Annotated in this window: 24 protein-coding genes and 5 pseudogenes; 17 read left to right on the top strand and 12 right to left on the bottom strand. The window is 53.3% G+C overall.

What is annotated here, in order from left to right:
- Nucleotides 1-228 precede the first annotated feature (228 nt).
- The 4 genes and pseudogenes from ACLHV8_RS05965 (at nt 229) to ACLHV8_RS05950 (ending at nt 3,022) form a co-directional block, all read left to right on the top strand.
- The gene (locus ACLHV8_RS05965) at nt 229-1,047 is read left to right on the top strand and encodes an abortive infection family protein (protein ID WP_208593762.1); all 819 of its coding nucleotides are present in this window, start codon (nt 229-231) and stop codon (nt 1,045-1,047) included.
- A gap of 158 nt (nt 1,048-1,205) precedes the next feature.
- Complete coding sequence (locus ACLHV8_RS05960) at nt 1,206-2,108, top strand: hypothetical protein (RefSeq protein WP_208593763.1); 903 nt, start codon at nt 1,206-1,208, stop codon at nt 2,106-2,108.
- A gap of 259 nt (nt 2,109-2,367) precedes the next feature.
- Nucleotides 2,368-2,706 (top strand): annotated as a pseudogene (locus ACLHV8_RS05955) (phage portal protein); the annotation flags it as partial.
- Nucleotides 2,703-3,022 (top strand): annotated as a pseudogene (locus tag ACLHV8_RS05950) (ogr/Delta-like zinc finger family protein). The pseudogenes ACLHV8_RS05955 and ACLHV8_RS05950, both read left to right, overlap by 4 nt.
- A 27-nt stretch (nt 3,023-3,049) precedes the next feature.
- Here ACLHV8_RS05950 and ACLHV8_RS05945 read toward each other — a convergent pair.
- Nucleotides 3,050-3,706 (bottom strand): hypothetical protein, encoded by a 657-nt coding sequence (locus ACLHV8_RS05945; RefSeq protein ID WP_208593764.1) that lies wholly within the window; start codon nt 3,704-3,706, stop codon nt 3,050-3,052.
- A gap of 120 nt (nt 3,707-3,826) precedes the next feature.
- Nucleotides 3,827-4,060 (bottom strand): annotated as a pseudogene (locus ACLHV8_RS05940) (replication endonuclease); the annotation flags it as partial.
- A gap of 237 nt (nt 4,061-4,297) precedes the next feature.
- Between ACLHV8_RS05940 and ACLHV8_RS05935 the strand changes: the two are divergent.
- The 6 genes from ACLHV8_RS05935 to ACLHV8_RS05910 all read left to right on the top strand — a co-directional run bounded on the left by ACLHV8_RS05935 (nt 4,298) and on the right by ACLHV8_RS05910 (nt 8,961).
- The gene (locus ACLHV8_RS05935) at nt 4,298-5,053 is read left to right on the top strand and encodes a hypothetical protein (RefSeq protein WP_244249988.1); all 756 of its coding nucleotides are present in this window, start codon (nt 4,298-4,300) and stop codon (nt 5,051-5,053) included.
- A 221-nt stretch (nt 5,054-5,274) separates the two neighbouring features.
- Nucleotides 5,275-5,754 carry an Hcp family type VI secretion system effector gene (locus ACLHV8_RS05930; protein WP_208593765.1) on the top strand — a complete coding sequence of 160 codons (480 nt, stop codon included), beginning with the start codon at nt 5,275-5,277 and terminating at the stop codon, nt 5,752-5,754.
- Between the two features lie 223 nt (nt 5,755-5,977).
- Nucleotides 5,978-6,298: a metalloregulator ArsR/SmtB family transcription factor gene (locus tag ACLHV8_RS05925; RefSeq protein ID WP_108090520.1), complete on the top strand. Its 321-nt coding sequence runs from the start codon at nt 5,978-5,980 to the stop codon at nt 6,296-6,298.
- A gap of 40 nt (nt 6,299-6,338) precedes the next feature.
- Complete coding sequence (locus ACLHV8_RS05920) at nt 6,339-7,628, top strand: arsenic transporter (RefSeq protein WP_208593766.1); 1,290 nt, start codon at nt 6,339-6,341, stop codon at nt 7,626-7,628.
- A gap of 12 nt (nt 7,629-7,640) precedes the next feature.
- On the top strand, nt 7,641-8,072 hold the full coding sequence (gene arsC, locus ACLHV8_RS05915) for a glutaredoxin-dependent arsenate reductase (RefSeq protein ID WP_128347877.1): 432 nt from the start codon (nt 7,641-7,643) through the stop codon (nt 8,070-8,072).
- A 118-nt stretch (nt 8,073-8,190) separates the two neighbouring features.
- Complete coding sequence (locus ACLHV8_RS05910; protein WP_128347876.1) at nt 8,191-8,961, top strand: SDR family NAD(P)-dependent oxidoreductase; 771 nt, start codon at nt 8,191-8,193, stop codon at nt 8,959-8,961.
- Here ACLHV8_RS05910 and ACLHV8_RS05905 read toward each other — a convergent pair.
- The gene (locus tag ACLHV8_RS05905) at nt 8,958-9,509 is read right to left on the bottom strand and encodes a TetR/AcrR family transcriptional regulator (RefSeq protein ID WP_049005417.1); all 552 of its coding nucleotides are present in this window, start codon (nt 9,507-9,509) and stop codon (nt 8,958-8,960) included. The genes ACLHV8_RS05910 and ACLHV8_RS05905 overlap by 4 nt on opposite strands.
- An 81-nt stretch (nt 9,510-9,590) precedes the next feature.
- On the opposite strand from ACLHV8_RS05905, the gene ACLHV8_RS05900 reads away from it, so the two are divergent.
- Nucleotides 9,591-10,805, top strand: coding sequence for an MFS transporter (locus tag ACLHV8_RS05900; RefSeq protein WP_028019328.1), 1,215 nt, complete (start codon nt 9,591-9,593; stop codon nt 10,803-10,805).
- Nucleotides 10,795-11,607 (top strand): annotated as a pseudogene (locus ACLHV8_RS05895) (Cof-type HAD-IIB family hydrolase). The gene ACLHV8_RS05900 and the pseudogene ACLHV8_RS05895 overlap by 11 nt, the downstream one beginning before the upstream one ends.
- 59 nt (nt 11,608-11,666) lie before the next feature.
- Here the strand turns inward: ACLHV8_RS05895 and ACLHV8_RS05890 are convergent.
- Nucleotides 11,667-12,899, bottom strand: a complete 1,233-nt coding sequence (locus tag ACLHV8_RS05890) for an MFS transporter (RefSeq protein ID WP_208593768.1) — start codon at nt 12,897-12,899, stop codon at nt 11,667-11,669.
- A gap of 168 nt (nt 12,900-13,067) precedes the next feature.
- Between ACLHV8_RS05890 and ACLHV8_RS05885 the strand changes: the two genes are divergently transcribed.
- The 3 genes from ACLHV8_RS05885 (at nt 13,068) to deoR (ending at nt 15,239) form a co-directional block, all read left to right on the top strand.
- Nucleotides 13,068-13,796: a phosphatase PAP2 family protein gene (locus ACLHV8_RS05885; RefSeq protein ID WP_208593769.1), complete on the top strand. Its 729-nt coding sequence runs from the start codon at nt 13,068-13,070 to the stop codon at nt 13,794-13,796.
- A 7-nt stretch (nt 13,797-13,803) separates the two neighbouring features.
- Nucleotides 13,804-14,412: an undecaprenyl-diphosphate phosphatase gene (gene ybjG / locus ACLHV8_RS05880; RefSeq protein WP_208593770.1), complete on the top strand. Its 609-nt coding sequence runs from the start codon at nt 13,804-13,806 to the stop codon at nt 14,410-14,412.
- Between the two features lie 68 nt (nt 14,413-14,480).
- Nucleotides 14,481-15,239, top strand: a complete 759-nt coding sequence (gene deoR, locus ACLHV8_RS05875; protein WP_208593771.1) for a DNA-binding transcriptional repressor DeoR — start codon at nt 14,481-14,483, stop codon at nt 15,237-15,239.
- A gap of 39 nt (nt 15,240-15,278) precedes the next feature.
- Here deoR and dacC read toward each other — a convergent pair whose 3' ends face one another.
- Entirely contained in the window at nt 15,279-16,484 is a 1,206-nt protein-coding gene (gene dacC / locus ACLHV8_RS05870; RefSeq protein WP_128347873.1) for a serine-type D-Ala-D-Ala carboxypeptidase, read from the bottom strand.
- 241 nt (nt 16,485-16,725) lie between these two features.
- Here dacC and ACLHV8_RS05865 point away from each other — a divergent pair, with 241 nt between their 5' ends.
- Nucleotides 16,726-17,352, top strand: a complete 627-nt coding sequence (locus ACLHV8_RS05865; RefSeq protein WP_028019335.1) for a glutathione S-transferase family protein — start codon at nt 16,726-16,728, stop codon at nt 17,350-17,352.
- Here ACLHV8_RS05865 and ACLHV8_RS05860 read toward each other — a convergent pair whose 3' ends face one another.
- Together ACLHV8_RS05860 and bssR are read right to left on the bottom strand one after the other, a co-directional pair.
- Complete coding sequence (locus tag ACLHV8_RS05860) at nt 17,353-18,471, bottom strand: PQQ-dependent sugar dehydrogenase (RefSeq protein ID WP_208593772.1); 1,119 nt, start codon at nt 18,469-18,471, stop codon at nt 17,353-17,355.
- Between the two features lie 106 nt (nt 18,472-18,577).
- Entirely contained in the window at nt 18,578-18,961 is a 384-nt protein-coding gene (gene bssR, locus ACLHV8_RS05855; protein ID WP_028019337.1) for a biofilm formation regulator BssR, read from the bottom strand.
- A 216-nt stretch (nt 18,962-19,177) separates the two neighbouring features.
- On the opposite strand from bssR, the gene rimO reads away from it, so the two are divergent.
- Nucleotides 19,178-20,503 carry a 30S ribosomal protein S12 methylthiotransferase RimO gene (gene rimO, locus ACLHV8_RS05850; protein ID WP_028019338.1) on the top strand — a complete coding sequence of 442 codons (1,326 nt, stop codon included), beginning with the start codon at nt 19,178-19,180 and terminating at the stop codon, nt 20,501-20,503.
- Nucleotides 20,504-20,566: 63 nt separating this feature from the next.
- On the opposite strand, the gene gsiD is transcribed toward rimO, so the two are convergent.
- From gsiD to iaaA, 5 genes and pseudogenes are all read right to left on the bottom strand, one after another.
- On the bottom strand, nt 20,567-21,478 hold the full coding sequence (gsiD, locus tag ACLHV8_RS05845) for a glutathione ABC transporter permease GsiD (RefSeq protein WP_028019339.1): 912 nt from the start codon (nt 21,476-21,478) through the stop codon (nt 20,567-20,569).
- 1 nt (nt 21,479) lies between these two features.
- Nucleotides 21,480-22,400: a glutathione ABC transporter permease GsiC gene (gsiC, locus tag ACLHV8_RS05840; protein ID WP_049005410.1), complete on the bottom strand. Its 921-nt coding sequence runs from the start codon at nt 22,398-22,400 to the stop codon at nt 21,480-21,482.
- 5 nt (nt 22,401-22,405) lie between these two features.
- Nucleotides 22,406-23,944, bottom strand: a complete 1,539-nt coding sequence (gene gsiB / locus ACLHV8_RS05835) for a glutathione ABC transporter substrate-binding protein GsiB (RefSeq protein WP_134707355.1) — start codon at nt 23,942-23,944, stop codon at nt 22,406-22,408.
- 23 nt (nt 23,945-23,967) lie between these two features.
- Nucleotides 23,968-25,839, bottom strand: a complete 1,872-nt coding sequence (gene gsiA / locus ACLHV8_RS05830; protein WP_208593773.1) for a glutathione ABC transporter ATP-binding protein GsiA — start codon at nt 25,837-25,839, stop codon at nt 23,968-23,970.
- Nucleotides 25,826-26,789: pseudogene (gene iaaA / locus ACLHV8_RS05825) on the bottom strand (beta-aspartyl-peptidase). Before iaaA ends, gsiA begins: the two are co-directional and overlap by 14 nt.
- Nucleotides 26,790-26,878 lie beyond the last annotated feature (89 nt).

The following is a 26,878-nucleotide window of genomic DNA, read 5'->3' as shown; positions in this document are numbered from 1 at the left end:
GAAAAAATTTTCGTTATGCGCAGAACTTTTTGATCAGGGGGCAGTCATAACTAGTGCCACTGCTTTTCTTTGATGTCCCCAATTTGTGGAGCCCATCAACCCCGCCGTTTTGGTTCAAGGTTGATGGGTTTTTTGTTGCCTGCTATATTACCCCCTGAAAATCAAAAACTTACAACCTTTCACTAAAGCCAAATGGCGGCGGCGCGTAAGCACGTTGATGGAGTCTATATGGGACGACAAATTCCACAGCCAGTTATTTCGGTTTTATCTGACCATATGGGCTCAGTCGAAACTCACGCAACCATGAACAGTTTGTTCATGTACGCTGATGCACCTGGCGATGCTCCTGATTTAGCGAAAGCGGCGAAAGCACAGGAATGGCTGAGAAGAATCAACAAAGAATGTGACGACCCATTAGCAATCCTTGGCAGATTGATAGAAGGCTACATGGAAGCAGATCAGCCTAAAGGCAGCATATTCGGTTGGGAACAACCCAAGGTTGACTTTGCCGAAAAAATGACTGATTTGCTTGGTCGATATGGATTGCGATATCTGACTGGCGGACATATTTCTGATGGAGCATCGATAACCTCTGTCACCCTAAAAGAGGCAATTGGAAAACGCAACATTCCCGCTGTAGAGATGGAGTTTTCCAGGGTACTTGAGAATATCCACACTGATCCGAGAGAAGCAGTATCCGCAGCCTGTAACATTATGGAATCGACCTTCAAAGTATATATTGACGATGAAAAACTTCAGATTCCAGCCAAGCAAGATCTACAGGGACTATGGAAAGTTGTTCGAGAGTCTTTAGGGCTTGATACTAAAGCAGTTGAAGATGAAGACCTCAAACGCATTCTTAGTGGCCTCTATTCGTTGACTGATGGGATTGGTGCCCTACGAACTCACGCAAGTTCAGCTCACGGAGCCGGAAGAAAAATCTATAACTTAAAGCCTCGCCACGCCAGATTAGCTATAAATGCTGCACATACTTTGACTATGTTCATTCTCGAATCTTGGGATGAACAGAAACAAAAAAGCCCGTGATACTTTGAATAAACCTACGCATTCAAGTAAGTTTTTGATGGCTAAGAAATGAGTGACACAAAAGTGTTGCACACGGTTTATCCGTTTGTGATGTATGACACTCTGTGCGCCATAGCCCTGATGCTTAATAATTCTTGTTACAAACTGAGGAGGACTCAATGGCTGACCCTTTAGCAACGGTTCTTACGCACTTAACAAACCTTGTTTCATTTAGATCGTCACTCAGGCTGCTGATAATCTCTGGTTCGATTATTTACTGTTGGGTTTTTATTGCACCAATGCTGACCCCATTTAAGCTACCCAGCGAATTATCATTAGGATTAATTACAGTAATTGGTTTTTCAATTGGTGCTTTGACATCTTCCATTCTGTTCAACTCAGTAGACTTCATTTACAGTTCTACCAAAAACAGAATACAACTCAGAAAGAATAAATTAGACCGTCAAAAACAATCGGCAGAAAAAGAGATAAGCGATCGCAAGAAACTAGAATTATTTGAAAGTAGCTTTAATGACTATTCATTTCAAGCCAAAAATATAATGTTAAAGCTTAATAAAAGTGATTGCACAATTGTTCTGGAGCCATATAGTGATTCTGAACACAATAAGGCATTCATGGGCCTTCTTGAAAGCAATATTATATTACCACTTCACCGACTAGATAAAAAAAACACTTTCTGCACTATTAACCCATCATATAAAAAAGTAATCAGCCAATTATTTGAATTCAAACATCGAAAAGAAGTTGATGACTTATTTGATTTCAACCCTGATGGGCTTAAAATGTTGATGAAGAATTTTCAAGATCGCACCTTTGATGAAGAGCATATATTCAACATTCCTTTTGTTAGTTATCAAAACAGGTACAACTATCAACCTGTCATTAAAAATGAAATATACGAACCAGGTGAATTCATTGATAACTGCAATATACAATTTTATATTGACGAGCATCATTACCCCTACGTTCATGAGAAATTTGGCGCAGAGATTAGAAGTTACATACTCGGTAATTTTAATGAAGAGCGGGCTTTGAAACGTCTTGGCCAGCTACATTCCTAACATGCCACCATAAAATCATGTGTATTCTGACACTGTTAATCTTTTCAGTTTTTCATAAGTTCTTGTCCAATCGAAAACCCGCGCCAGTTCTCACCCTGCGGGTTCTCCATGAGCTTCTCACCTCATAAATTTGATCTTCTTTTTTCACATAAAACATAAAAATACCTTTATTATCATATTATTACGCATTTTATTAGATCCAGCACAGATCCATAAATGTGAAAAACACTGAAATTCTTTTCAATCTTTTCAGTTTCGGTTTACCGGGATGCTTACAAACATCCCTAGCGGCGACCGGGACGCGATCAAGTTTATTGGGATGGGGGATATTTCGGCCAAAGATGAGTTTGCGAGCGTGAAAAACATCAGCGCCTAGGACATTCTGAACGCACACCGTTTTCCGGCCGGACTGGCAGGTATAGTTCCGCAGAACACTGCCGGACTGGGCGACCCGGAGAAGGTTGAGCGAACCTACAAAAAGAATGAAGTGCTGCACATTCAACGCCGCCTTGCGATGGCCATCAACAGCGATCCGGAAATCTCGCCCAACCTGCATCTGTATTTTGCAATGGAAACAACGGAGAAGGGTGCAGCATGAGACAAAAAAGGCTAAAATCCAGGCATTATTTAACAGCTGGAGAGCGAAATATGAGAGTCCTGAAAATTGAATGCCTGAATGTGACTCAAAGGCTGTGATTCGCAAGACTAACCGGAAGCACCGACAGATTGCTGATATTTACTGTGCCTGTGCAGATGTGGAGTGTGGGCGCGCTTTTGTTATGAATTTGACGTTTTCCCATACCCTCAGCCCCAGCGCTAAAACTGGAGATGTGATAGTTCAGCCTCTTCTGAATCATCCCTCACCCGCACAAAAACAAATGGCGCTAGACTTACTGAAAGCACCAGCGGTATAGTGCTTCGACTTCCATTTTATCAGCCAGTTAATTTGATAAATGAGTCAATATCATATCACTGGCTTGCATATTTTCTTTTATCAATCTTTCAGCTGCTGCAATGCTTGAAGCCTTAGATAGCGCTAAAAAACCTATAATTAAAAACTCACCAGTCACTAAGCAAAGAGCAATAAATAACTTCGCATCCATTCCTTTAATAAGTTTCGTCACAAGCTCAGACTCAAAGTTAATCAAATAAACAACTAACATCGGGATTGTCATTATAAAAACAAAATAGATTGCAATACATATTGTTTTTAAAAATTTCCTGTACGCAACATTTCTATATCGCTTCGTCTTCCATTCAAATAATGAAATGCCCTTTTCATTAACTTCTACAAATCGTCTGCATTTTTTGAACGATTCAATAGCCCTAACAGGATCAGAAACCTCAAGAACTCTGTCCCGCTGAGATGGCTTAAGGTTCGTATTTCCCAGAAATGCAATAACCCCAAAATCATAACCTAATCTCTCAAATTTTTTGCGGCCTGTCTTTGCAAACAGTTCATATGCAAACAAGCTTCGTTTTGAGAAATTATTAAATGGTTTATTAAACTCAAAATCTCGCCATTTGATAACATTGATTATAATAATAACAGTCCCCAAAACCGATACTATCGCTTTCAGATTATTTAAAAAATCCATTTCATCCCTCATAACCAACATAGTTATTGGATAATATCTACCCCAATAACAATTTAATTGCAACAACTTCAGTTTGGGGGAAATGTTCCCCCTATCAATTATTTATTAGCAAAAGCGACACCCGGCACGGGAGATCGCTGCGCGTGATTTTGCCCAGACGTTGCATAAATAACGCTGCGTGTCCCGTGGGCTTAATCCGTTCCACTGAGACACAAAGCCGCCCTTACTGTGTACAGCGTGATAACGTGAAAGCGCAGTGATTGTGTAAAACTCGCCAGCCAGCCCCTGTTCATTGGCGATATCTTTAAACCCACGCATACGTACAATCAGTTCGCAACAACGAATGGCCGGGTTTTAGAATGCATCACTCTAAATTGAACTCATCTATTCTCACTTTAAACTCCCGATAAATCCTATTTAGGTTAAAAAATATCAAGTCATTATCCTAAAAATCCCGTGTTTTTCATAAACATGATCTGTTTTGAACTTCCATACAAGCGACGAGAATAATCTGGAGCGGATAGAAACCTACTATGGAGGGGATAGGGATGCGATTTTCAAGCTCGGTAATGGAAATGCCGGTATTAGGGAATGCAGCAAAAGATCGCTCAATTGAGCTTAAGCGCGAGGCCGGTAGGCATGTACCATTCTGAAGAGATCATCCGCCAGCTTCAGAGCCAAAAAGTACTGGCCATGAAGCTGGACCAGGCGGTACGCGCGGTAGGTGAAGAGGTAAAGAGCAACCTGAGTAATATAGGGGCCGGTGCCCAACGCCTGCTGTACTACACTTCCTGCTTTACTGATGAATATTACGATGTATGCACCAGACAAAACCTGGAGGACGCTCGCTTTCGAAAAGGCATATTCCACCTCGTTTCTCGCTGGAACATCGTCTTTGACCTAATCAACACGTACGTTGAGGAGCTGGTTAAGAATTATTCACCGGAAGAATTATCAGCGATAAAGCATGCTCTAATGCGCGCGAACGTTCACATATCCACCAGCACGCTAACCTCGTATTCATTCTCTGCAGGCGTTGCATCGACTATTTGCCTCTATGTGACCCTCCCACCTTCAGGGTTAAAGGTCGTTTCAGGATTAACGGGCGCGGCTATTGGCGGGTTGGGGATATACGGGATTGTGCAAAAGGCCGTTGACAGCGCTCACCGCTTGCAAGTGATGCATCCCGCCTACTATCAAGCGTTGTACCTGCGAGAACTGGAAATGATGTATTTCCTGGTGGAACCTGCGTTTATGCGAGCAGGCGTACTAACCCAGCAATGGGCTGACAGTCAAAGCCCTTATGATGCTGCTGACACGATCCTTAAGCTCATGGGCAGGCACTAATGAGCTTTCTAAGACGCTGGTTCAAATCTCAGGCCCAGTTTTTCTTCTGGACCTATATACCCATCATCCTCACGTTCATTTTTGGCTATGTCCTTGACGTTTATTTCCCTGAGGTTAGCCAAGGATTCATCCTCCTGTTTTACCTGGTCACACTGGGGCTGGCTTACTGGATATGGCATTGAGGACCATAAAAGCTTCACGTTTACTAATAAGGAAATGACATGTCTACACCCGCACATCTCTGGCTTGAGGACGAGAACGGCTCGCCAATTGTCGGTAGCTGCATGATGCCCACCCGTCTTGGTTCCATAGAACTGAAATCGTTCTCCCACGGCGTAACCATTCCGGTTGACCCAAGCTGGGGCAAGCTCACCGGCACGCGCGTCCATCACCCAATTACGATAGTCAAAGAATTTGATCAGACTACCCCACTTCTTTACCGTGCCGTGTGTGAAGGGCGAGTTATGAAGAAGGGGGTTATTAAGATGTACCGTATTCTGACGTCCGGTATCGAAGTCGAATATTTCAATATCGTGATGGAAAACGTTAAGTTCACGACTGTGGCACCCTTCCTAACCCCTAACGGGATGAGCAGCACCCATCTTGAAACGCTCGAATTGCGTTATGAAGCCATTTCCTGGAAGTACACTGAGGGGAATATCATCTTCCGTGACACCTGGAACGATCGCTGCTGCGCCTGAGCACAGAAGTACGTTGAAAGTGAGCAGATAAAAAGGAACCGTTCCAGGGGACGGTTTCTTTCCCATGACTGTCAGGGGTGGTCCAGGCAAGCCATAAAGACTATTTTGGTCTTCTACAAGCCCCCCGGATTTTTTTCTATCCTTCCTGCTTTTCCCTCTTCTCTCTCCAGCCATAGACATATATGATTTAATGCATATGATAAAAAACATTCAGGATGGCCGAATGCTCCACCCGCTCCAACTCTTCAAAACCCTCTCCGACGAAACACGGCTCTCCATCATCATGCTGCTCCGCGAAGCGGGCGAGCTGTGCGTCTGCGATCTCTGCTCCGCGACCACCGAGTCGCAGCCGAAAGTCTCCCGCCACATGGCGCTGCTGCGAGAGTCCGGGCTGGTTATCGATCGCCGGGAAGGGAAATGGATCCATTACCGTTTATCCCCCCACATGCCTGCATGGGCGGCAACCATTATCGACAACAGCTGGAACTGCCTGCGGGAAGAGACGCGTGAGAAGCTGAAAAACAGACTTCCGGGTTCGTGCTAATCAATACACATTCACAAAAACAGATATGATGGAGTAAGCAATGTTTCTGGCAGGGGCAATTTTTCTGTTTACGCTGGTACTGGTTATCTGGCAGCCAAGGGGACTGAGTATCGGCTGGAGCGCGACCATTGGTGCCGTGCTGGCGCTGGTCAGCGGTGTGATCCACATTAATGATATTCCGGTGGTCTGGAATATCGTCTGGAACGCGACGGCCACGTTTATCGCCGTCATTATCATCAGCCTGCTGCTGGATGAGTCTGGCTTTTTCGAATGGGCTGCGCTACACGTCGCCCGCTGGGGGAACGGCCGGGGGAGATTGCTTTTTACGTATATCGTGCTGCTCGGCGCGGCGGTTGCGGCGCTGTTTGCCAATGACGGTGCGGCGCTGATCCTGACGCCTATCGTGATTGCTATGCTGCTGGCGCTGGGGTTCAGCAAGCAGGCAACGCTGGCGTTTGTGATGGCGGCAGGGTTTATCGCCGATACCGCCAGCCTGCCGCTGATTGTCTCTAACCTGGTCAACATTGTGTCAGCCGATTTCTTCACGCTGGGGTTCAGCGAATATGCCTCGGTGATGATCCCGGTTGATATCGCCGCGATTGCCGCCACGCTGGTGATGCTGCATCTGTTCTTTCGCAAGGAAATTCCCCCGGAATATGACCTGTCGAAACTTCGGGAGCCAGCGCGCGCTATTACCGATCTCCCGACGTTCAGAACGGGCTGGATCGTCCTGCTCCTTCTTCTGGTCGGCTTCTTTGTGCTCGAACCTCTCGGTATTCCGGTCAGCGCCATTGCGACCGTCGGTGCGCTGATTTTATTCGCTGTCGCAAAACGCGGACATGCGATAAACACCGGAAAAGTGCTGCGCGGCGCACCGTGGCAGATCGTCATCTTCTCGCTGGGGATGTATCTGGTGGTGTATGGCCTGCGCAATGCCGGGCTGACGGACTCTCTCACAGGCGTACTGAATAGCCTGGCCGGATACGGATTATGGGCGACTACGCTGGGAACCGGGTTCATCACCGCGTTCCTGTCATCCATAATGAACAATATGCCCACGGTGCTGATTGGCGCGCTCTCTATTGACGGCAGCACGGCAACTGGGTTGATCGAGGACGCGATGATTTACGCCAACGTGATTGGATGCGATCTGGGGCCGAAAATCACACCTATCGGCAGCCTGGCGACACTGCTCTGGCTTCATGTACTGGCGCAGAAAAACATGACGATTACCTGGGGTTACTATTTCCGGACGGGTATCATTATGACGCTGCCGGTCCTGTTTGTGACGCTCGCCGCGCTGGCGCTACGTCTCTCCTTCACACTGTAATGAGCCACTGATATGACCCACATCACCATTTACCACAACCCCGCCTGCGGTACCTCGCGCAACACGCTGGAGATGATCCGCAACAGCGGCACGGAGCCAGAGATTATCCTCTATCTGGAAACCCCACCGTCCCGCGAGAAGTTGACCACTCTGATTGCCGATATGGGGATTTCTGTTCGGGATCTGCTGCGTAAAAACGTGGAGCCCTATGAACAGCTCGGCCTGGCCGAAGATAAATTCACCGACGAACAGCTGCTCGACTTCATGCTGCAATACCCGATCCTGATTAACCGTCCGATCGTCGTGACGCCGCTGGGCACTCGCCTGTGTCGCCCTTCTGAAGTCGTCCTCGACATCCTGCCTGACGCGCAAAAAGGGGCATTTACGAAAGAGGATGGCGAAGCCGTCGTTGATGCCAGCGGGAAAAAAATCTCACAAAAGTAACCCATTGATAATGGCGCAGTAAGGCTTGCATGCGGCATACCCCACCTACCGGCTGAGTTGCATCAGCCGAAACCCGGCACATACTTTTGAGGGTTAAGTCTGGTGAGGGTATGCGGATATGGGCTTTAAAAACAAAATCGCGGTCATCTTCGGCGGCAGTGGCGCCATCGGCAGCGCTGTGGCACATGCTCTGGCGCGTGAGGGGGCTGAAGTGCACCTCGCTGCACGCACCTCTACCAGGCTGGAACACGTTGCCAACAGCATTCGCAACGCAGGCGGGTCTGCCAGCACATTTATTTTCGATGCGCTGGATGAGTTCGCGCAGCTTCCTGAGTTTGCCCACATTGATATTGTCGTCAACGCCACGGGCTTTATGCACGATCAGGGAAAACGCCTTGACGCATTAGCCCTTAGCGAATTCAGGCAGGGTTTTGATCCCTTCCTGACCGCGTACTTTAACATCGCCAAAGCTGTTTCACCCCGCATGGGCGGCGAACATGGCGGAACCCTGATTACCGTCGTCGCGCCCGCCGCGAATATGGCGATCTCCGGGCACCTGGGACATATCGTTGGCTGCGCGGGAACAGAAGCGTTTACCCGGGCGCTTGCCGCAGAACTGGGCGTTAAAAATATTCGCGTCGTGTGCGTGCGTTCGCACGCGATTGCCGACGCGGTGCAGGCAGGTTCGTATGTCGGTGCCATTTTCGCCGCTAAGGCGCAGGAGATGGGAATTACGGTCGAGCAGTTTCTCGGTGGTGCCGCGCAAAGTACCCTGACACATCACCTGCCCACGCTGGCACAGGTAGCAGACACGATTACGTTTCTGGCCTCAGATGCGGCAAGCGCCATCACGGGAACTACCGTCAATATGACCGCGGGCGCAACCTAGCAGCCGCCCTCGCCCGCAATTCTGCCCACCATAACCCGGATCTCCTCCCGGGTTAATGGTGCCCGGTCGGTGACATAGTGCAGCGTCATCCCTTCAATAAACGCATCCAGCGCACGGGTGGTAACCGGGTCAAACCACTGCTCCAGCGTGGTCTGGCTCATCTTCATCCAGTCCTGCATCACCGTTTTGAGCGCCGCGCTGCGGTGCATAAAGGCGTAGAGCTGATACATCAGCGCCATGTTGTGCGGCGTCGTCACCTGTGAGCTGTGGATCAGCGTGGTGATGGATTCACACGCCATTTCCGGCCCGGTGACGCCCGCGAAGAAATCCCGGTACTGTTGCGACATCTGCCGGGTAAACCACGTGAAAGCTTCCTCCAGCAGCGGCTCCATACCGTCGAAATAGTAGGTCATCGAACCTAGCGGCACACCTGCACAGGTGGCGATTTTACGGTGCGTGACGGCGTGAATCCCGTGCTCGGCAATAGTATCGAGCGTTGCCTTCAGGATCTTCTCCCGTCGATGCGGATCGTTCGGTGGTCTGCTCATAAATTCCTCACGTGGTTTGTGTACAAATGTACACAAACTTGCTAGTGTTGTCGCTATTGTTGTACTTCTGGTGCTACACCAATGACGCTGACCTCTCCCCGCAAAGCCCTGCAGCTGCGCCTGTGGGCGCTGTTTATGTTCTTCTTCATTCCCGGCCTGCTGATGGCCTCCTGGGCCACGCGTACCCCCGCCATTCGCGATATTTTGTCCGTTTCTACTGCCGAGATGGGTATTGTGCTGTTCGGTCTGTCGATAGGCTCTATGAGCGGCATTCTTTGCTCAGCGTGGCTGGTGAAGCGCTTTGGTACACGGGCGGTGATCCGCACCACCATGTGCTTTGCCGTGTTCGGGATGGGGGTACTGAGCGTTGCGCTATGGTTTGCCTCACCGGTTCTGTTTGCCCTGGGGCTGACAATATTTGGCGGCAGCTTCGGCTCGGCGGAAGTGGCGATAAACGTTGAAGGGGCGGCGGTCGAGCGCGAGATGAACAAAACCGTGCTGCCGATGATGCATGGCTTTTACAGCCTTGGCACGCTGGCCGGTGCGGGCGTGGGGATGGCGCTGACGGCCTTTGGCGTCACTGCGAATCTGCATATCCTGCTGGCAGCACTGGTTTGTATCATTCCGATTTTGACCGGCATCCGGGCAATCCCTGACGGCACTGGTAAGAACTCCTCTGATGAACAACATTCTGCGGAAAAAGGGCTGCCTTTCTACCGCGATATTCAACTGATGCTGATCGGCGTGGTGGTGCTGGCAATGGCTTTCGCAGAAGGTTCCGCCAACGACTGGCTGCCGCTGCTGATGGTGGACGGCCACGGCTTTAGCCCGACCTCCGGCTCGCTGATCTACGCCGGGTTTACGCTGGGGATGACCGTAGGGCGCTTTACCGGCGGCTGGTTTATCGATCGCTACAGCCGCGTGGCGGTGGTTCGCGCCAGTGCTCTGCTCGGAGGGCTGGGAATTGCGATGATCATCTTTGTGGATGTGGACTGGATTGCCGGCGTGTCGGTCATCCTCTGGGGGCTGGGTGCATCACTCGGCTTCCCGCTGACCATTTCGGCCGCCAGCGATACCGGCCCGGATGCCCCAACGCGCGTCAGCGTGGTGGCGACCACGGGCTACCTCGCTTTCCTGGTCGGGCCGCCACTGCTCGGTTTCCTCGGCGAGCACTACGGGCTGCGCAGCGCCATGCTGGTGGTGTTAGGACTGGTCATCATCGCAGCGCTGGTGGCACGCGCGGTGGCAAAGCCGGAAACGAATCAAACGACACTGGAGAAGGGATATGAGCGTTAAACTGATCGCCGTCGACATGGATGGCACTTTCCTGAGCGATGCAAAAACCTACAATCGCCCGCGTTTTCTGGCCCAGTATGCGCGCATGAAGGCGCAAGGCATTCGCTTCGCCGTCGCCAGCGGCAACCAGTAATACCAGCTGATCTCCTTTTTCCCGGAGATCGCGCATGAAATTGCATTTGTCGCCGAAAATGGTGGCTGGGTCGTGAGCGAAGGGGAAGATGTCTTTAACGGTGAACTGTCGAAAGCCCATTTCGAGACCGTCGCAAACGTCTTAAACGACGTTCCGGGCATTGAGATCATCGCCTGCGGGAAAAGTAGCGCGTATACGCTGAAATGCTATGACGAGGGCTTTAAGGAGATCGCGGCGAAATACTACCACCGCCTCGAAATGGTGAGTGATTTCGACAACCTGAACGATATTTTCTTCAAGTTTGGGCTTAACGTGTCTGACGATGAAATCCCGCGTATACAGGCGCTGCTGCATGAAAAACTGTGTGACATCATGGTGCCCGTCACGACCGGGCACGGCAGCATAGACCTGATCATCCCAGGCGTACATAAAGCCAATGGTCTGCGGATACTGCAAAAGCGCTGGGGCATAGACGACAGTGAAGTGCTGGCCTTTGGTGATAGCGGTAATGACGTGGAGATGTTGCGCCAGTCCGGGTTCAGCTTTGCGATGGCAAATGCCAGACCGCATATTAAAGCGGTGGCGCGCTTTGAAGCACCGCATAATAACGAGGAAGGGGTTTTAAACGTGATTGAGAAGGTGTTGAACGGAGAGGCGCCGTTTAATTGATAGCGTGCGGTCTGGTGTCCTCTCTACCCCTCTCCCATACGGGAGAGGGAATAAACAGATTACGGTTGCAGGGCGTTTCCGACGCGTTTGTCTTTCAGGAACACCACCATCAGTCCAACCCATAGCACGCCGTTGGCGAGGTTAAACAGGCTGAACAGTCCGTTGCCGCCCATCGCGTAAGCATGCTTGCTTACTTCGATACCGATGGTAAAAATTAGCATCTGCAACATTCCCATTGCCGCGGACACCGTACCTTTACTCATCTCGCTGGCAAACAGCGTCAGGCGTACCAGCCCGGCATTCGCCACACCAATCCCGAACGCATAAATGCTTAACCCTGCGGTCATCCACAGATACGCATGTGATGACACCACGGTCGCGACCGCCGCGACAATCAGCCCCACCGCAATCGGCCAGCCGCCCATAATAATCAGCGAACGCACGGTGCGGCGTGACGTCAGACGTGCCAGCACCAGGTTGCCGATAATCAACGCGCCGAAAATCGGCACCTGCAGCAGGCCATACTCGTAGCTGCTGAGCTTTTCACCGCTGATGATAATGACCGGAGACTGCGCAATCCACGCCAGCAGCGGCAGGCTAACGAACCCAGTCGCCAGTGCCCCCGCAACAAAGCGGCCATTCCTGAGCACTTCTTTGTAATCCCGGCCCAGCTCTTTGAGCGAAAGTTTCTCGCCGATGCGGGTGGCCGTTTCCGGCATCGCACGGTGCAGACCAAAGAACGCGATGGCGGCGAAAACAGCAAAGAGCACAAACATCCCTTCCCATGGCGCAACGTGCACCCACGCGGCACCCACCAGCGGGCCGAGCAACGGGGCGATCAGCGCCACATTCGCCATCAGAGCGGTGATCTTGATACACACCGCCTCTTCAAACGACTCCTGAATGGCGGCATACCCCACGGCACCGATAAAGCACAGGCTCACCCCCTGCAGGAAGCGCAGCAGGGTAAATTGTTCAATATTTTGCGCCAGCAGCGTGGCAAGACAGGTGACGATAAACCACACCACGCCGGTCAGCATCACCGGACGGCGGCCAATACGATCCGACAGCGGGCCTAACAGCCACTGTAAAAACATGCCGCCGGCCAGATAGGCGGTCATGGAGGTCGGCACCCACTCAATTCCCGCGTTGTACTGTTCCACAACGGCCAGCATACCGGGCTGGATCATATCGTTGCCGATATAGGTAGAGAATTCGTAGAGCACCAGACACAGAGGAAAAAGCAACGCCTGACGACCCAGACGCGCTCCAGAAGAAGAACGGTTTAACATGCAATCTCTTTTTAATGACAAAATCGCGACGAGTGTAATGAAATGCCCCAGCCCGAGATAGTGATTTATCGAGGATAAACAGAAATAAGGCACATATCGTCTTCGTTTAAGGTTTCCTTAAGTTGACAGATTTATGATAGCCCCATTATTCGTCAACGACCCCAGATTATGGCACTCACTTCCAGCCGTTCAGAATTATCTAACTTACAGACAAATAAGACAAAACAACTTTACCGCTTACCGGCCCGCTTTTATGGTTACCAGCTTCTGGTCCTGATAGCCCTTGCCGTGCTGTTTACGTGGTTATCCCGCGATGAAACGCTCGACAAATGGGTGACCGGCTTTTGGTACGACGCGGCGACACAGAGTTTCCCGCTGCAGAAAGACCATCTGCTGGATCTGCTGAACCACCGCATGGCGAAGTATATCGCCATCGCCTTAGGTGCCGTGGCGCTGTTTTACGGCGCTTACAAGCGTAATGCAAGACTGGTTACGGCTGCGTTGTTGATGGGACTTGGCGCGCTGGTGGTTGGCGTACTGAAAAGCGTAAGCCATCACAGCTGCCCGTGGGATCTGGTGGAATATGGCGGTAAGGCTATTTCTTATCCCCTGTTCAGTTCCGTCCCTGCAGACAGCGGTCCCGGGCGTTGTTTCCCCGGTGGTCACGCGTCCAGCGGTTTTATGGTCATGGGCCTGTTTTTTGCCTTCTGGCGCGAGCGTCCACGTCTGGCATGGTCCTTTGTCTTACTTGGCGTGGTGTTAGGCCTGGTGATGGGTTATGGCCAGGTGATGCGCGGCGCACATTTCTTATCTCACAACCTGTGGGCTGGGTGGTGGGTTTGGTTTTCCCAGGTGGTGGTCTATGGCCTTATTTCCACCCGATTTGCTAAAGAGTAACGACATTATGTTAGAACAATTGAACTACGGGCTGTTTTATCTGATTAACGCTACCCCGGCATCGCCGGAGTGGATGATTGATATCGCCACCTTTTTTGCCAAAGATCTGATCAGTATCGTTCCTGTGCTGGCCGTGATCCTCTGGTTATGGGGCCCGCGCAATCAGGTCATCGCGCAGCGTCAGCTGGTTATCAAAGTCGCGATGGCCCTTGCGGTAAGCGTACTGATGAGTTTTGCACTGGGGCATCTGTTCCCGCACGATCGTCCTTTTGTTGCCCACGCTGGCTATACCTTCCTGCATCATGCACCTGATGACTCCTTCCCGAGCGACCACGGCACGGTGATTTTCACCTTTGCACTGGCATTCTTGTTCTGGCATCGCCTGTGGTCTGGTGCACTGCTGATGGTGGTGGCGGCAGCTATCGCCTGGTCGCGTGTTTACCTGGGCGTGCACTGGCCGCTGGATATGGTCGGCGGTTTCCTGGTGGGGCTGATGGGTTGCGTGAGTGCAGCTATCCTGTGGAGCCTCTTTGGTCAGGCGCTCTACCGCGGGATCTCCCACCTCTATCGTATCCTCTTTGCGATCCCGATCCGCAAAGGCTGGGTGCGTGACTAACCCTGGCTCAACAGGTTACACTTGAACCCCCGCCCTGCGGGGGTTCACTTTTTCCACGACGAGGTTCTATGGAAACACGACGCGATGACCGCATAGCTCAGCTGCTACAGGCGCTGAAGCGCAGCGATAAGCTGCATCTGAAAGAGGCTGCCACGCTGCTTGGCGTCTCCGAGATGACTATTCGTCGTGACCTGAACAGCGATAGCGCGCCCGTCGTGCTGCTGGGTGGGTATATTGTGCTGGAGCCACGCAGTGCCAGCCACTACCTGATTAGCGATCAAAAAACGCGCCTGGTTGAAGAAAAACGTAAAGCCGCACGGCTGGCGGCTTCGCTGGTACAGCCGCATCAGACGCTGTTTTTTGACTGCGGCACGACGACACCGTGGATAATCGAAGCCATCGACAGCAGTATTCCTTTCACTGCTGTGTGTTATTCGCTGAACACCTTTCTGGCGCTTCAGGAGAAACCCGAGTGTCGGGTGATCCTCTGCGGTGGTGAGTTCCACGCCAGTAACGCCATTTTTAAGCCGCTCAATCTTCAGGATACGCTCAGCAATTTGTGCCCGGATATCGCGTTTTACTCCGCAGCGGGCGTCAGTACCCGTCAGGGGGCGACCTGTTTTAACCTGGAAGAGCTGCCGGTGAAACACTGGGCATTAAGCGCCGCGCAGTATCATGTGCTGGTGGTCGATCACAGCAAGTTTGGCAAGGTGCGTTCGGCAAGAATGGGGGAGCTGGCGCAGTTTGATGCCATCGTCAGCGATTGCCGTCCGGATGATGAGATAGTCGCCCATGCGAAGGCGCAGCAGGTGAAGTTGATGTATTGAGGTTGTGCCGGGTAAGCGCAGCGCCACCCGGCAAAAAACTTAGCTAAACCAGCTGCCAAACCAGCTATGGAATTTCATTAATACAAAATCCCACATCCGGCTGAAGAAGCCGCCCTCTTCGACCGCCTCCATCACAATCAGCGGACGCTGTTCAATCGACTTGCCGTTAAGCTGGAAATCAATCGTCCCCACCACCTGGCCTTTTTTCAGCGGCGCGGTGAGCTGCGGTTCGGTCAGGGTATAACTGGCTTTCAGGTTTTTAAGCTGACCGCGCGGAATGGTCACCGAACCAGCCTCACCGGCCCCCAGATTCACTTCGTTCTTGTCACCAAACCAGACGCGCTGGCTGACGAACGTGGCATCCGGTTTAATCGGCGTCACGGTTTCAAAGAAGCGGAATCCCCAGGTCAGTAATTTTTCTGATTCGTTAAAACGGATACGGTCGGTTTTGGTCCCCAGTACCACCGAAATCAGGCGCATGTCGCCCTGCGTTGCAGAAGCCACCAGGTTGTATCCCGCCCCGGCCGTGGTACCGGTTTTCATCCCGTCCACGTTGACGTTGCTGCTCCACAGAAGGCGGTTGCGGTTCGGCTGACGAATTTTATTGAAGGTAAACTCTTTCTCTTTGTGGATAGCGTATTCATCCGGCACGTCGTGGATCAGCGCTTTACCCAACAGCGCCATATCACGGGCGGTGCTGAACTGGCCCGGCGCATCAAGACCGTGAACGGTTTTAAAGGTGGTGTTGGTCAGGCCCAGCTTTTGCGCATAGCCATTCATCAGGCCGATAAATGAATCCTGACTGCCGGCGACATAATCCGCCAGCGCGATACAGGCGTCGTTACCGGACTGGATAATCACCCCTTTATTCAAATCAGAAACGGAAACCTGATCGCCTGGTTTGAGGAACATCACTGATGAGCCCCTCAGCGCCGGGTTGCCGGTCGCCCAGGCGTCCTTCCCGATGGTAACCATATCATCAAGCTTGATCTTGCCTGCTTTTAACGCCTGGCCGACCACATAGCTGGTCATTATTTTAGTCAGACTGGCTGGATCGAGTTTCTCATCCGCATTGCCTTCCGCCAGCACTTTACCGCTGGAGTAGTCCATCAGGATCCAGGCGCGCGCGTCCACCGGCGGCGCTTCGGGCGCAGCCTGCTCAGCTGCGTAAAGAGTTGGTGCAAACAGGAAAAGGAGCGCAGAGCCTGTCGCAAGGCTGCGCAGAGAAGTCATTTTTCGCGTCATAAATGCCACCCGAGTGTCCATTCAAAAATTACGTCACATCACCGTGTCGCAAGAAGCGATGAGTAATAGCGCACTAAAACCGTTAAAGAAACCCAACGAGGGTAAAGTTATTAAAGTTTATGCAATAACATTCAGATACGCTTTGATTAAGGCGATTTTTTTGTCTTCTGTTGCGTAATTGTTAGGTTTATCTCACCATGGCAAAAAGCTGACTCGGATTCACATCTCATCGGGAGTAAATATGATTACGCTGTGGGGCAGGAACAATTCGACCAACGTTAAGAAAGTGCTCTGGACACTGGAGGAGCTTGATTTACCGTTCAATCAAATCATGGCTGGGTTATCGTTTGGTGTGAACAAAGAGGCCGACTATCTGGCCATGAACCCGAACGGCCTGGTGCCGCTGCTGCGCGATGATGAAACAGACGCAACGCTTTGGGAGTCCAACACGATTGTGCGTTACCTTGCGGCTCAGTACGGCCAGGGTCGCCTGTGGGTAGAAAATCCGGCTCGTCGTGCTCAGGGTGAAAAGTGGATGGACTGGGCGAATCAGACGCTTTCGCCAACCCATCGCGTGATCCTGATGGGACTGATCAGAACACCAGAAGCCGAACGTGATTATCCCGCCATCCATGCCGCACAGGATGCCTGTGAAAACCTGTTTGCCATGATGGATGACGAACTGGCGAAGCACAAATGGTTCTCCGGTGACGCATTTGGTACAGGCGATATCGCCGTCGCGCCGTTCGTCTGGAACCTGACCAACATGGGTCTGAAGTGGACGCCGCGCCCTCACCTCGAGCGCTGGTTAAAGCAGCTTAGCGATCGTCCGGCATACCGTAACGTTGTGATGATCCCGGTAACCTGATTACGTTCCGGACGGGCTGACTCTCAGCAGTTGCCCGTCCGTCTCATCGGTCAGGACATACAGATACCCATCCGGTCCCACCCTCACATCACGGATACGCTGCTCCCGGTCGCCCAAAATCCGCCCGTCTTCAGTCACTTTATTGCCACTCACGCTCAGCACAATAACGTCCTTTTCCTTCAGTGCGCCGATAAACAGTTTGTTTTTCCACTGTGGAAAGACGTCGCTGTTGTAGAACGCCATACCGCTCACGGCGGGCGAAACTTTCCAGACAAACAGCGGTTTTTCGGTTCCCTCAACGTGCTCACCTTTGGCTTCCGGAATTTTCAACCCGCTGTAATTAATGCCGTGCGTTGCCAGTGGCCAGCCGTAGTTTTTTCCTCTCTCCGGGATATTGATTTCATCTCCGCCGCGCGGACCATGCTCGTTAAGCCACAGCGTGTCGCTCCAGGGATTCATCGCCATCCCCTGCGGGTTACGAATGCCATAGGACCAGATTTCAGGCCGCGCGCCAGAGGTGTTCACGAACGGGTTATCCGCAGGCACTTTGCCGTCTTCGGTGAGGCGCACCACTTTGCCCTGCAGTTTATCCAGTTCCTGCGCCGTCGGTCGCTGGTTGTTCTCGCCGAGCCCAATAAAGAGATAGCCTTTACCATCGAACACCAGTCGTCCACCAAAATGGTTCCCGGTAGAGAGTTTCGGCATCTGGCGGAACACCACCTGGAAGGCTTCAATGCGCGTCAGATCGTCGCTCAATCGGCCATAGCCCACCGCAGTTCCGGCTTTGCCGTCACTCCCTGCTTCGGCGAAGCTCAGCCAGATGCGGCGCGATTTTTCAAAATCCGGGGCGAGAGCCACGTCCAGCAATCCTCCCTGACCGTTTGCCCATACCTTCGGCACGCCGACAATCGGAGCGGAAAGCCCGCTCCCGGCCTGCCAGTGTTTGAGTTGACCTCCCCTGAGGGTCACCAGCAGCCCTTTATTATCCGGCAGAAACGCCAGAGACCAGGGATGATCGAGTCTGTTTTGTAACACCTCGACGTTGACCGCGACCGGTGCAGCAAGAAGAGAAAATGAAAATAACAACGTAGGCAGGAAAATCAACGAGGATCGAGGCATAACGCGCTCCTTTAACGGCATATGGCTTAAAGGTTAGCCATAACGCCCGGGCACGTTATCACTTTTACAAAAGCTTAATCAGAAGGGGGAGTTGCCTCCCCCGGATTCAGTACTGTTCGAGCTTGTCGTGCTCGTTCAGACACATGATGCAAAGAGAGAGCGTTGTCAGGCAGTTTTCAAGCTTCTCCGCGTTAACAGCGATAAAATTCGGGCAGTCGTGGCGTCCGTTCATCAGGCACACCCCTGCAATGGAGAGCACCTCAGCGGCGCGACGGAGCGCTATCAGCTCACTTTCGCAGTATTCCGCTTTCAGGGTCGGTGCTTTTTCACGCATAAAATTACACAGTTCAAACAGATTATCACGCAGATGTTCGCTTTCGCTGACTGACATATACCCTTTTGCCTTCCTCAACTGCAGGTACGCGGCCAGGTCGATTCGGGCGTTGATCAGCTTGTTCAGCAGATCGCGTTTCAGTCTGTCAACGGACATTCTCTTTCCTCCTCTGTCAGCCATTTTGCATATTCAGAGTAAGGTTATTTTTTGTACAATTTAATGCCTCAGATCAATAAAACATAACTGATTAACATCATTTACAATGTTACAACACCAGCCAACCGCATCCACCTTGCAAAGAGTGTATAAATCCCCCGCGATACGCTGTAAAATCCCGCCCTGATAACTCCATAATTGATGAATTTTTAACCTATGAGCAATGTTACGCACCAGCCGAAAATCGGCTTTGTCTCCCTGGGCTGCCCAAAAAACCTGGTGGATTCCGAACGTATCCTGACCGAACTGCGCACCGAGGGCTATGACGTGGTGCCAAGCTACGACAACGCCGATATGGTGATCGTTAACACCTGTGGGTTTATCGACAGCGCGGTTCAGGAGTCGCTGGAAGCCATCGGTGAAGCCCTGACTGAAAACGGCAAAGTGATTGTAACCGGCTGCCTGGGCGCGAAAGAGGATCAGATCCGCGAAGTGCACCCGAAAGTGCTGGAGATCACCGGCCCGCACAGCTACGAGCAGGTGCTGGAACATGTTCATCACTACGTGCCAAAACCAAAGCACAACCCGTTCCTGAGCCTGGTGCCGGAGCAGGGTGTGAAGCTGACCCCACGCCACTACGCGTACCTGAAAATTTCTGAAGGCTGCAACCACCGCTGCACCTTCTGCATTATCCCGTCCATGCGTGGCGATCTGGTGAGCCGTCCAATTGGCGAAGTGCTGGCGGAAGCGAAACGTCTGGCCGACGCGGGCGTGAAGGAGCTGCTGGTCATATCCCAGGATACCTCGGCCTACGGCGTGGACGTTAAGCACCGCTCCGGTTTCCACAACGGCGAGCCGGTGAAAACCAGCATGGTCGGCCTGTGCGAGCAGCTGTCTAAACTAGGTATCTGGACGCGTCTGCATTACGTCTACCCTTACCCGCACGTTGACGACGTGATCCCGCTGATGGCGGAAGGCAAAATTCTGCCGTACCTGGACATCCCGCTGCAGCACGCCAGCCCGCGTATTCTGAAGCTGATGAAACGTCCAGGCTCCGTTGATCGCCAGCTGGCACGCATCAAGCAGTGGCGTGAAATCTGCCCGGAACTGACCCTGCGTTCCACCTTTATCGTCGGCTTCCCGGGTGAAACCGAAGAAGACTTCCAGATGCTGCTCGACTTCCTGAAAGAAGCGCGTCTGGACCGCGTTGGCTGCTTCAAGTACAGCCCGGTAGAAGGCGCAACCGCCAACGAGCTGGCGGACCAGGTGCCGGAAGAGGTGAAAGAAGAGCGCTGGAACCGCTTCATGCAGCTGCAGCAGCAGATCTCTGCCGAGCGTCTGCAGGAAAAAGTGGGTCGCGAGATCATGGTCATCATCGACGAAGTTGATGAAGAAGGCGCGATTGGCCGCAGCATGGCGGATGCCCCTGAAATCGACGGAGCGGTGTACCTCAACGGTGAAACCAGCGTTAAGCCGGGTGATATTATTCGCGTGAAGGTTGAAAACGCGGACGAGTATGACCTGTGGGGTAGCCGGGTTTAATCTCCCCACTCCGCTTTTGTATGCCGGGTAAGGCGTAGCCGCCGCCCGGCACATTTCACTGCACTACCCCTTAATCCTCGGATCCAGCGCGTCGCGCAGCCCGTCACCCAGCAGGTTAAACGCCAGCACGGTCAGAAAAATAGCCAGGCTCGGGAAGATCGCCACGTGCGGTGCAATCACCATATCTGCCCTCGCCTCGTTCAGCATTGCGCCCCACTCCGGCGTCGGAGGCTGCGCGCCTAATCCCAGAAACGACAGGCTGGCCGCCGAGATAATCGACACGCCAATACGCATGGTGAAATAGACCACGATGGACGACACCGTACCCGGCAGAATATGGCTGAACAGGATGGTGGCGTCGCTGGCCCCCATGCTGCGGGCCGACTCGATAAACGTCTGCTGTTTCAGCACCAGCGTGTTGCCGCGCACCAGACGGGCAAAGGCCGGAATGGAAAAGACCGCCACCGCAACGATCACGTTCGCCATGCCGCTGCCCATGATTGCAACCACCGCAATCGCCAGCAGAATACCCGGGAAGGCAAACAATACATCGCAGATACGCATGATGATGCGGTCCCACCAGCCTTCATAATACCCGGCAACGAGACCCAGCACGGTACCGATGGCCGCGCCAATCAGCACCGCGAACACCCCGGCGGCGAGCGAGATCTGCGCCCCCACCAGCACGCGACTAAAAATATCGCGCCCCAGCGAATCCACCCCAAACCAGTGCATCATGGAGGGACCGTCATTCAGCCGGTCGTAATCAAAATAATTTTCCGCATCAAACGGCGCTATCCACGGGGCAACGATCGCCAGAATGATGAGCAGTAGCACAAATAACCCCGCCGTCATGGCAACCGGCTGACGGCGAAAGCGCCGCCAGAATTCGGACCACGGCGTGCGGATATGTTCCGGTTTGAGACCCGGCATAGCGTTTAAAACAGCCTGACGTCGCCAGTTTAACAATCGCATCTTACTTATACCTGATGGCCGGGTTAATGGCGGCGTAGAGTACGTCCACCACTAAGTTGATAAGAATAAACTCCAGCGAGAAAAGCAGGACTTCCGCCTGAATCACCGGGTAGTCGCGCATCTCGACGGAATCGACCAGCAGACGCCCCAGCCCCGGCCAGTTGAAGACCTTTTCCACCACAATAGAGCCGCCCAACAGGAAGCCAAACTGTAGCCCCATCATCGTTACCACCGGGATCATCGCATTGCGAAACCCGTGCTTGAGAACGACCCACTTCTCGCTAACCCCCTTCGCCCGCGCGGTGCGGATATAATCTTCGCTAAGTACGTCAACGAACGAAGCGCGGGTAAAGCGGGCCATCACCGCCGCAACGGCAGCCCCCAGCGTCATGGAAGGCAGGATGTAATGCTTCCAGGTATCGGCGCCGACCGTCGGCAGCCAGCCCAGTTCGACGGAGAAGATCTGCATCAGCAGCATCCCCAGCGCGAACGCCGGGAAAGAGATACCGGTCACCGCCAGCGCCATACCGAGCTTATCCGGCCAGCGGTTGCGCCAGACGGCCGCGACAATTCCGGCCCCCAGCCCAAACAGCACCGCCCAGCTCATACTGGCTATCGTTAACCAGAACGTCGGCATAAAGCGGCTGGCAATCTCTTCTGATACGGGACGACGCGACACCATCGAGGTACCAAAATCCCCCTGCAAAACGTTGCAGATATAATGGAGAAACTGCATATACAAAGGTTGATCGAGCCCAAGTTGTTTTCGCACCAGCTCAATGACGGCGGCATCCGCTTCAGGCCCCGCAACCAGACGCGCCGGATCGCCCGGCAGCATATGGACAAACAAAAACACCAGCACCGCCACAATCAGCAGCGTCGGGATAAGCCCCAGCAGGCGTTTACAAACATAATTCAGCATGAGTGTTATTTTATATCCGCATCGTCAAAGCTAAAGCCGGTGTCCGGCATGATGTAGAAACCGGTCAACGCTTTGTTATGGGCTGACACCAGTTTCTCGACCACCAGCGGCACCCACGGTGACTCTTTCCAGATGATATCCTGCGCGTCTTTGTAGAGGCGGGCCTTCTCTTCCGGTTTGGTGGTTTTCAGCGCATCGGCCAGATCTTTGTCCACCTGCGGGTTACTGTAGAACGCGGTATTGAACAGGGTTGGCGGCCAGTTCTGCGAAGCAAACAACGGTGATAACGCCCAGTCGGCTTCACCGGTCGAGGCCGTCCAGCCGGTGTAGAACATCCGCACGCCGCTCTCTTTTTGCCCTTTACCTTCCACTTCAGCCGCACGCTGTCCGGCATCCATCGCGGTGACCTGCACCTTAATCCCGACCTGTGCCAGCTGCTGCTGGGTGAACTGCAGCACCTTCTGTGCGGTACTGTGATTGTGCGACGACCACAGCGTGGTGCTAAACCCGTTCGGGAAACCCGCCTCTTTCAGCAGCTCGCGCGCTTTGGCCGGATCGTACGGCCACGGCTGATAGTTTTGCGCATACGCGATAGCCGGTGGCAGCACGCCGGTCGCCGGAATGGCATAGCCGGCAAAAGCGACTTTCACCAGCGCCTGACGGTTAATGGCATAGTTGATGGCCTCCCGCACCTTCGGGTTATCGAACGGCTTTTGCGTCACGTTCATGCTGATGTAGCGCTGCATGATGGACGGGCTGGCCACCAGCTCCAGCTTGCTGTTTTTCTGCAAAATGGCGGCCTGCTCATACGGGATCGGGAAAGCAAACTGCGCCTCGCCGGTTTGCAGCATCGCCGCGCGGGTGTTGTTGTCCACCACCGGGCGCCAGGTAATGGTGTCCAGCTTCGGCAGCCCCTGCTGCCAGTATCCGGCGAATTTCTTCACCTTCACAAAATCGGTCTGGTTCCAGGTCAGCAGTTCGTAAGGGCCGGTGCCAACAGGGTGGAAGCCGATCTCCTTGCCGTATTTCTTCAGCGCGGCAGGGGAAATCATTGCCGTCGCCGGATGCGCCAGAATATTGATAAACGCGGAGAACGGCTCTTTCAGGGTGATTTTTACCGTCGTCGGGTTGACCACCTCGGTGCTGGCGATGTTTTTATACAGGTTATAGCGCTTGAGGCTATTTTCCGGATTACTGGCGCGGTCGAGGTTAACCTTTACCGCCTCCGCATTGAAATCTGTACCATCCTGGAATTTCACGCCGGTTCTGAGCGTGATGGTATACACCAGCCCGTCGTCGGACACGGTGTACCCCTCAGCCAGCACGTTTTTGAGCTTCATCTCTTTATCCAGGCCGAAGAGTCCCTGATAGAACGATTTCGCCACCGCCTGAGAGAGCGTGTCGTTGGCGTCATACGGATCCAGCGTGGTGAAATTGGAGCCGACGGCCACCACCACATCTTTGGCAGCGAACGCGGGGCTAGCGGCCAGGGCTGCCGTCACGCTCACCGCTAACACCCATCTACGCGCGACAAATTTAACCATTGTGTTCTCCTGCCTGTTGTAAGTTATAGCCGCGAAAAGGCGTTGTCCTGACGCGGGGGGGCCACAAAATGGCCCGGACCGACTTCACGCAGCGTGACTCGCTCTACGACCTCGCCGCGTTTACGAATATTGCCCGGCATTTCATCCTGCAGCAGCACGCGCTGGCCGTGACGATGCGCCGGATCGGCAACCGGTACAGCAGCGATAAGCTTGCGCGTGTACGGATGCTGTGGGTTCTCAAACACCGCCCTTCGCGGACCAATCTCCACGATTTGCCCCATCAACATAACTGCCACGCGATGGCTGATACGTTCTACCACCGCCATATCGTGAGAGATAAACAGGAAGGCGATGCCCATATCCCGCTGTAAATCGAGCAATAAATTGATGATTTGCGCGCGGATAGAGACATCCAGCGCCGAGACGGACTCATCGGCAATCACCACTTTCGGGTTTAACGCCAGCGCACGGGCAATGCAAATACGTTGCCGCTGACCGCCGGAAAACTCGTGCGGATAACGCCAGGCATGTTCCGGCTTCAGGCCGACGCGTTCCAGCAGCCAGGCCACGCGACGCTGTGCCGCGTCGCCATCGAGCAGGTTATGTACCCGCAGCGGCTCCATAATCGAGTATCCCACCGTATGGCGTGGATCGAGGGAGGCGTACGGATCCTGAAATATAAACTGGATATCCCGCCTTATCGCCTGCAGCTTACTGTCTGGCAACGTATCAATACGTTCTCCGTTAAAGGTAATGCTACCTTCCTGAGATTCCACCAGCCGGAGCAACGCGCGCCCGGTAGTGGATTTCCCACAGCCTGACTCCCCCACCAGCGCCAGCGTTTCGCCTGGCCATAAATCAAAACTGACGTTTTCCACTGCATGCACTTCGCGCTTCACGCGATTAAGAATGCCGCTGCGCAGTGGAAAACGGGTGACCAGATCGCGCACCTCCAGAATAGGCTTGCCTGGCACCACCGTGTCCTGCTCGCGTTCCTCCACTTCCGGCCCTGTTGCTTCAGGGGAAATCAACGGGAAGCGGCGCGGTAAATCACTGCCGTTCATGGCCCCAAGACGCGGGACCGCCGCCAGCAGCGCTTTGGTGTAAGGGTGAACGGGCGCGTGGAAGATTTGCTCAACCGTACCGGTTTCCACCGCATTGCCCTTGTGCATCACCAGAACGCGATCGGCAATATCGGCGACCACGCCCATATCATGGGTGATGAAAATCACCCCCATTTCCATCTCCTGTTGCAGCACCTTGATGAGCTGCAGGATCTGCGCCTGGATCGTCACGTCCAGCGCCGTGGTCGGTTCATCGGCGATCAGCACTGCCGGGCGACAGGAGAGCGCCATCGCAATCATCACCCGCTGGCGCATGCCGCCAGAAAGTTGATGCGGATAACGTGCCAGAATGGTCTGTGCCTCCGGAATGCGCACCAGCTCAAGCATCCGTCTGGCTTCTTTGAGTGCTTCATCGCCGCTCAAGCCCTGATGTAACCGGATGGATTCGGCAATCTGTTCCCCGACCGGGAAGACCGGGTTCAGGGAGGTCATCGGCTCCTGGAAGATCATCGCAATATCCGCCCCGCGCACGCCCTGCATCTGGGCGCCGCTCAGCGTGTTTAAATCAATCACCTGGCGGTTGCGACGGCGCAGGAGTATTTTCTCGCTGCTGATTTGCCCACCGGTCTGTTCCAGCAGGCGCATCAATGCCAGCGCGGTGACCGATTTTCCGGAACCGGATTCACCGACAATGGCCAGCGTTTCGCCGCGCCTGAGCGCGAACGATAAATTCTGTACTGCGGGGATGAACTGCCGCTCTTCCTGAAACGCAATATTCAGTTGATGGACAGCCAGCACTTCGCGGTTGTCCAGCTCTTCACTGTGCGGCACGTGTTGCCCCCTTATTCACGATAGATCCCGGTACTGGGTTCATCACCGGCATATCCCCATGCGCGGTACATGCCTTCGCTGTTGAACGGCAATGCCACATTGCCCTCACGATCCACCGCAATGAGCCCGCCGACGCCGCCGAGCGCAGGCAGTTTTTCCATGACTACCCGCTCGCAGGCCTCAGCCAGACTTAAACCACCGTAATCCATCAGCGCGGTGATGTCATAGGCCGCGAGCGCGCGAATAAACACTTCCCCGGTTCCGGTACACGATACGGCCGCCGTCGCGTTATTGGCATAGCAGCCGGCACCGGGCAATGGACTGTCGCCGACACGTCCCGGCAGTTTGTTGGTCATTCCACCCGTGGAGGTGGCTGCCGCGAGGTTCCCGGCTTTATCGAGTGCCACCGCGCCAACCGTGCCCATTTTGGTGGTTTCATCGAGCGGTGTAGTGTGGTCAAGCTGCGTCATGCCCGCCGAACGGGCTTCCAGAAGCTGCTGGTAACGCTCCGGCGTTGAAAACAGGTCAGGAGAAACAGATTCCATCCCATGTTCAATGGCAAATTTTTCCGCGCCTGCGCCCGTCAGCAGCACATGCGGACTCTCTTCCATGACCAGACGCGCAGCCAGCACCGGGTTCCGTAGATGGCTGACACCTGCCACGGCCCCTGCTTTCAGGGTAATACCGTCCATCACGCAGGCATCCAGTTCGTGCGTTTCATCCCGGGTAAAGACCGAACCGATCCCCGCGTTAAATAACGGGCACTCTTCCAGCAGACGAACCGCCTCGGTGACCACATCCAGCGCGCTTTCGCCCGCTGCCAGCATTTTCTGGCCTGTTTCCACAATGGCATACAGCGCGTCTATATAGCGCTTTTCCTGTTCGGGACTAAGCTGTGCACGGGTGATTGCCCCGGCGCCGCCATGAATTGCGATTACCGCATTACCCATTCGCATCACCCGTTAGCCTGATTCGCGGCTTTTTCTATAAATATCATTATCGTCGATGAAACTTCAGATGATTTTTGAATATAGAAAGA

This window comes from Enterobacter sp. CPE_E863 (genome assembly GCF_046521465.1).
Lineage (GTDB): Bacteria > Pseudomonadota > Gammaproteobacteria > Enterobacterales > Enterobacteriaceae > Enterobacter > Enterobacter adelaidei.
Note: the sequence above shows the minus strand (reverse complement) of the source record. Positions and strands in the feature narration are given on the sequence as shown.

What these genes read in the sequence shown, in the direction of transcription:
- ACLHV8_RS05965 (WP_208593762.1), top strand. Translation starts at nt 229, where the DNA reads ATGGGACGACAAATTCCACAGCCAGTTATTTCGGTTTTATCTGACCAT.
- ACLHV8_RS05960 (WP_208593763.1), top strand. Translation starts at nt 1,206, where the DNA reads ATGGCTGACCCTTTAGCAACGGTTCTTACGCACTTAACAAACCTTGTT.
- ACLHV8_RS05945 (WP_208593764.1), bottom strand. Translation starts at nt 3,706, where the DNA reads ATGGATTTTTTAAATAATCTGAAAGCGATAGTATCGGTTTTGGGGACT.
- ACLHV8_RS05935 (WP_244249988.1), top strand. Translation starts at nt 4,298, where the DNA reads ATGCAGCAAAAGATCGCTCAATTGAGCTTAAGCGCGAGGCCGGTAGGC.
- ACLHV8_RS05930 (WP_208593765.1), top strand. Translation starts at nt 5,275, where the DNA reads ATGTCTACACCCGCACATCTCTGGCTTGAGGACGAGAACGGCTCGCCA.
- ACLHV8_RS05925 (WP_108090520.1), top strand. Translation starts at nt 5,978, where the DNA reads ATGCTCCACCCGCTCCAACTCTTCAAAACCCTCTCCGACGAAACACGG.
- ACLHV8_RS05920 (WP_208593766.1), top strand. Translation starts at nt 6,339, where the DNA reads ATGTTTCTGGCAGGGGCAATTTTTCTGTTTACGCTGGTACTGGTTATC.
- arsC (WP_128347877.1), top strand. Translation starts at nt 7,641, where the DNA reads ATGACCCACATCACCATTTACCACAACCCCGCCTGCGGTACCTCGCGC.
- ACLHV8_RS05910 (WP_128347876.1), top strand. Translation starts at nt 8,191, where the DNA reads ATGGGCTTTAAAAACAAAATCGCGGTCATCTTCGGCGGCAGTGGCGCC.
- ACLHV8_RS05905 (WP_049005417.1), bottom strand. Translation starts at nt 9,509, where the DNA reads ATGAGCAGACCACCGAACGATCCGCATCGACGGGAGAAGATCCTGAAG.
- ACLHV8_RS05900 (WP_028019328.1), top strand. Translation starts at nt 9,591, where the DNA reads ATGACGCTGACCTCTCCCCGCAAAGCCCTGCAGCTGCGCCTGTGGGCG.
- ACLHV8_RS05890 (WP_208593768.1), bottom strand. Translation starts at nt 12,899, where the DNA reads ATGTTAAACCGTTCTTCTTCTGGAGCGCGTCTGGGTCGTCAGGCGTTG.
- ACLHV8_RS05885 (WP_208593769.1), top strand. Translation starts at nt 13,068, where the DNA reads ATGGCACTCACTTCCAGCCGTTCAGAATTATCTAACTTACAGACAAAT.
- ybjG (WP_208593770.1), top strand. Translation starts at nt 13,804, where the DNA reads ATGTTAGAACAATTGAACTACGGGCTGTTTTATCTGATTAACGCTACC.
- deoR (WP_208593771.1), top strand. Translation starts at nt 14,481, where the DNA reads ATGGAAACACGACGCGATGACCGCATAGCTCAGCTGCTACAGGCGCTG.
- dacC (WP_128347873.1), bottom strand. Translation starts at nt 16,484, where the DNA reads ATGACGCGAAAAATGACTTCTCTGCGCAGCCTTGCGACAGGCTCTGCG.
- ACLHV8_RS05865 (WP_028019335.1), top strand. Translation starts at nt 16,726, where the DNA reads ATGATTACGCTGTGGGGCAGGAACAATTCGACCAACGTTAAGAAAGTG.
- ACLHV8_RS05860 (WP_208593772.1), bottom strand. Translation starts at nt 18,471, where the DNA reads ATGCCTCGATCCTCGTTGATTTTCCTGCCTACGTTGTTATTTTCATTT.
- bssR (WP_028019337.1), bottom strand. Translation starts at nt 18,961, where the DNA reads ATGTCCGTTGACAGACTGAAACGCGATCTGCTGAACAAGCTGATCAAC.
- rimO (WP_028019338.1), top strand. Translation starts at nt 19,178, where the DNA reads ATGAGCAATGTTACGCACCAGCCGAAAATCGGCTTTGTCTCCCTGGGC.
- gsiD (WP_028019339.1), bottom strand. Translation starts at nt 21,478, where the DNA reads ATGCGATTGTTAAACTGGCGACGTCAGGCTGTTTTAAACGCTATGCCG.
- gsiC (WP_049005410.1), bottom strand. Translation starts at nt 22,400, where the DNA reads ATGCTGAATTATGTTTGTAAACGCCTGCTGGGGCTTATCCCGACGCTG.
- gsiB (WP_134707355.1), bottom strand. Translation starts at nt 23,944, where the DNA reads ATGGTTAAATTTGTCGCGCGTAGATGGGTGTTAGCGGTGAGCGTGACG.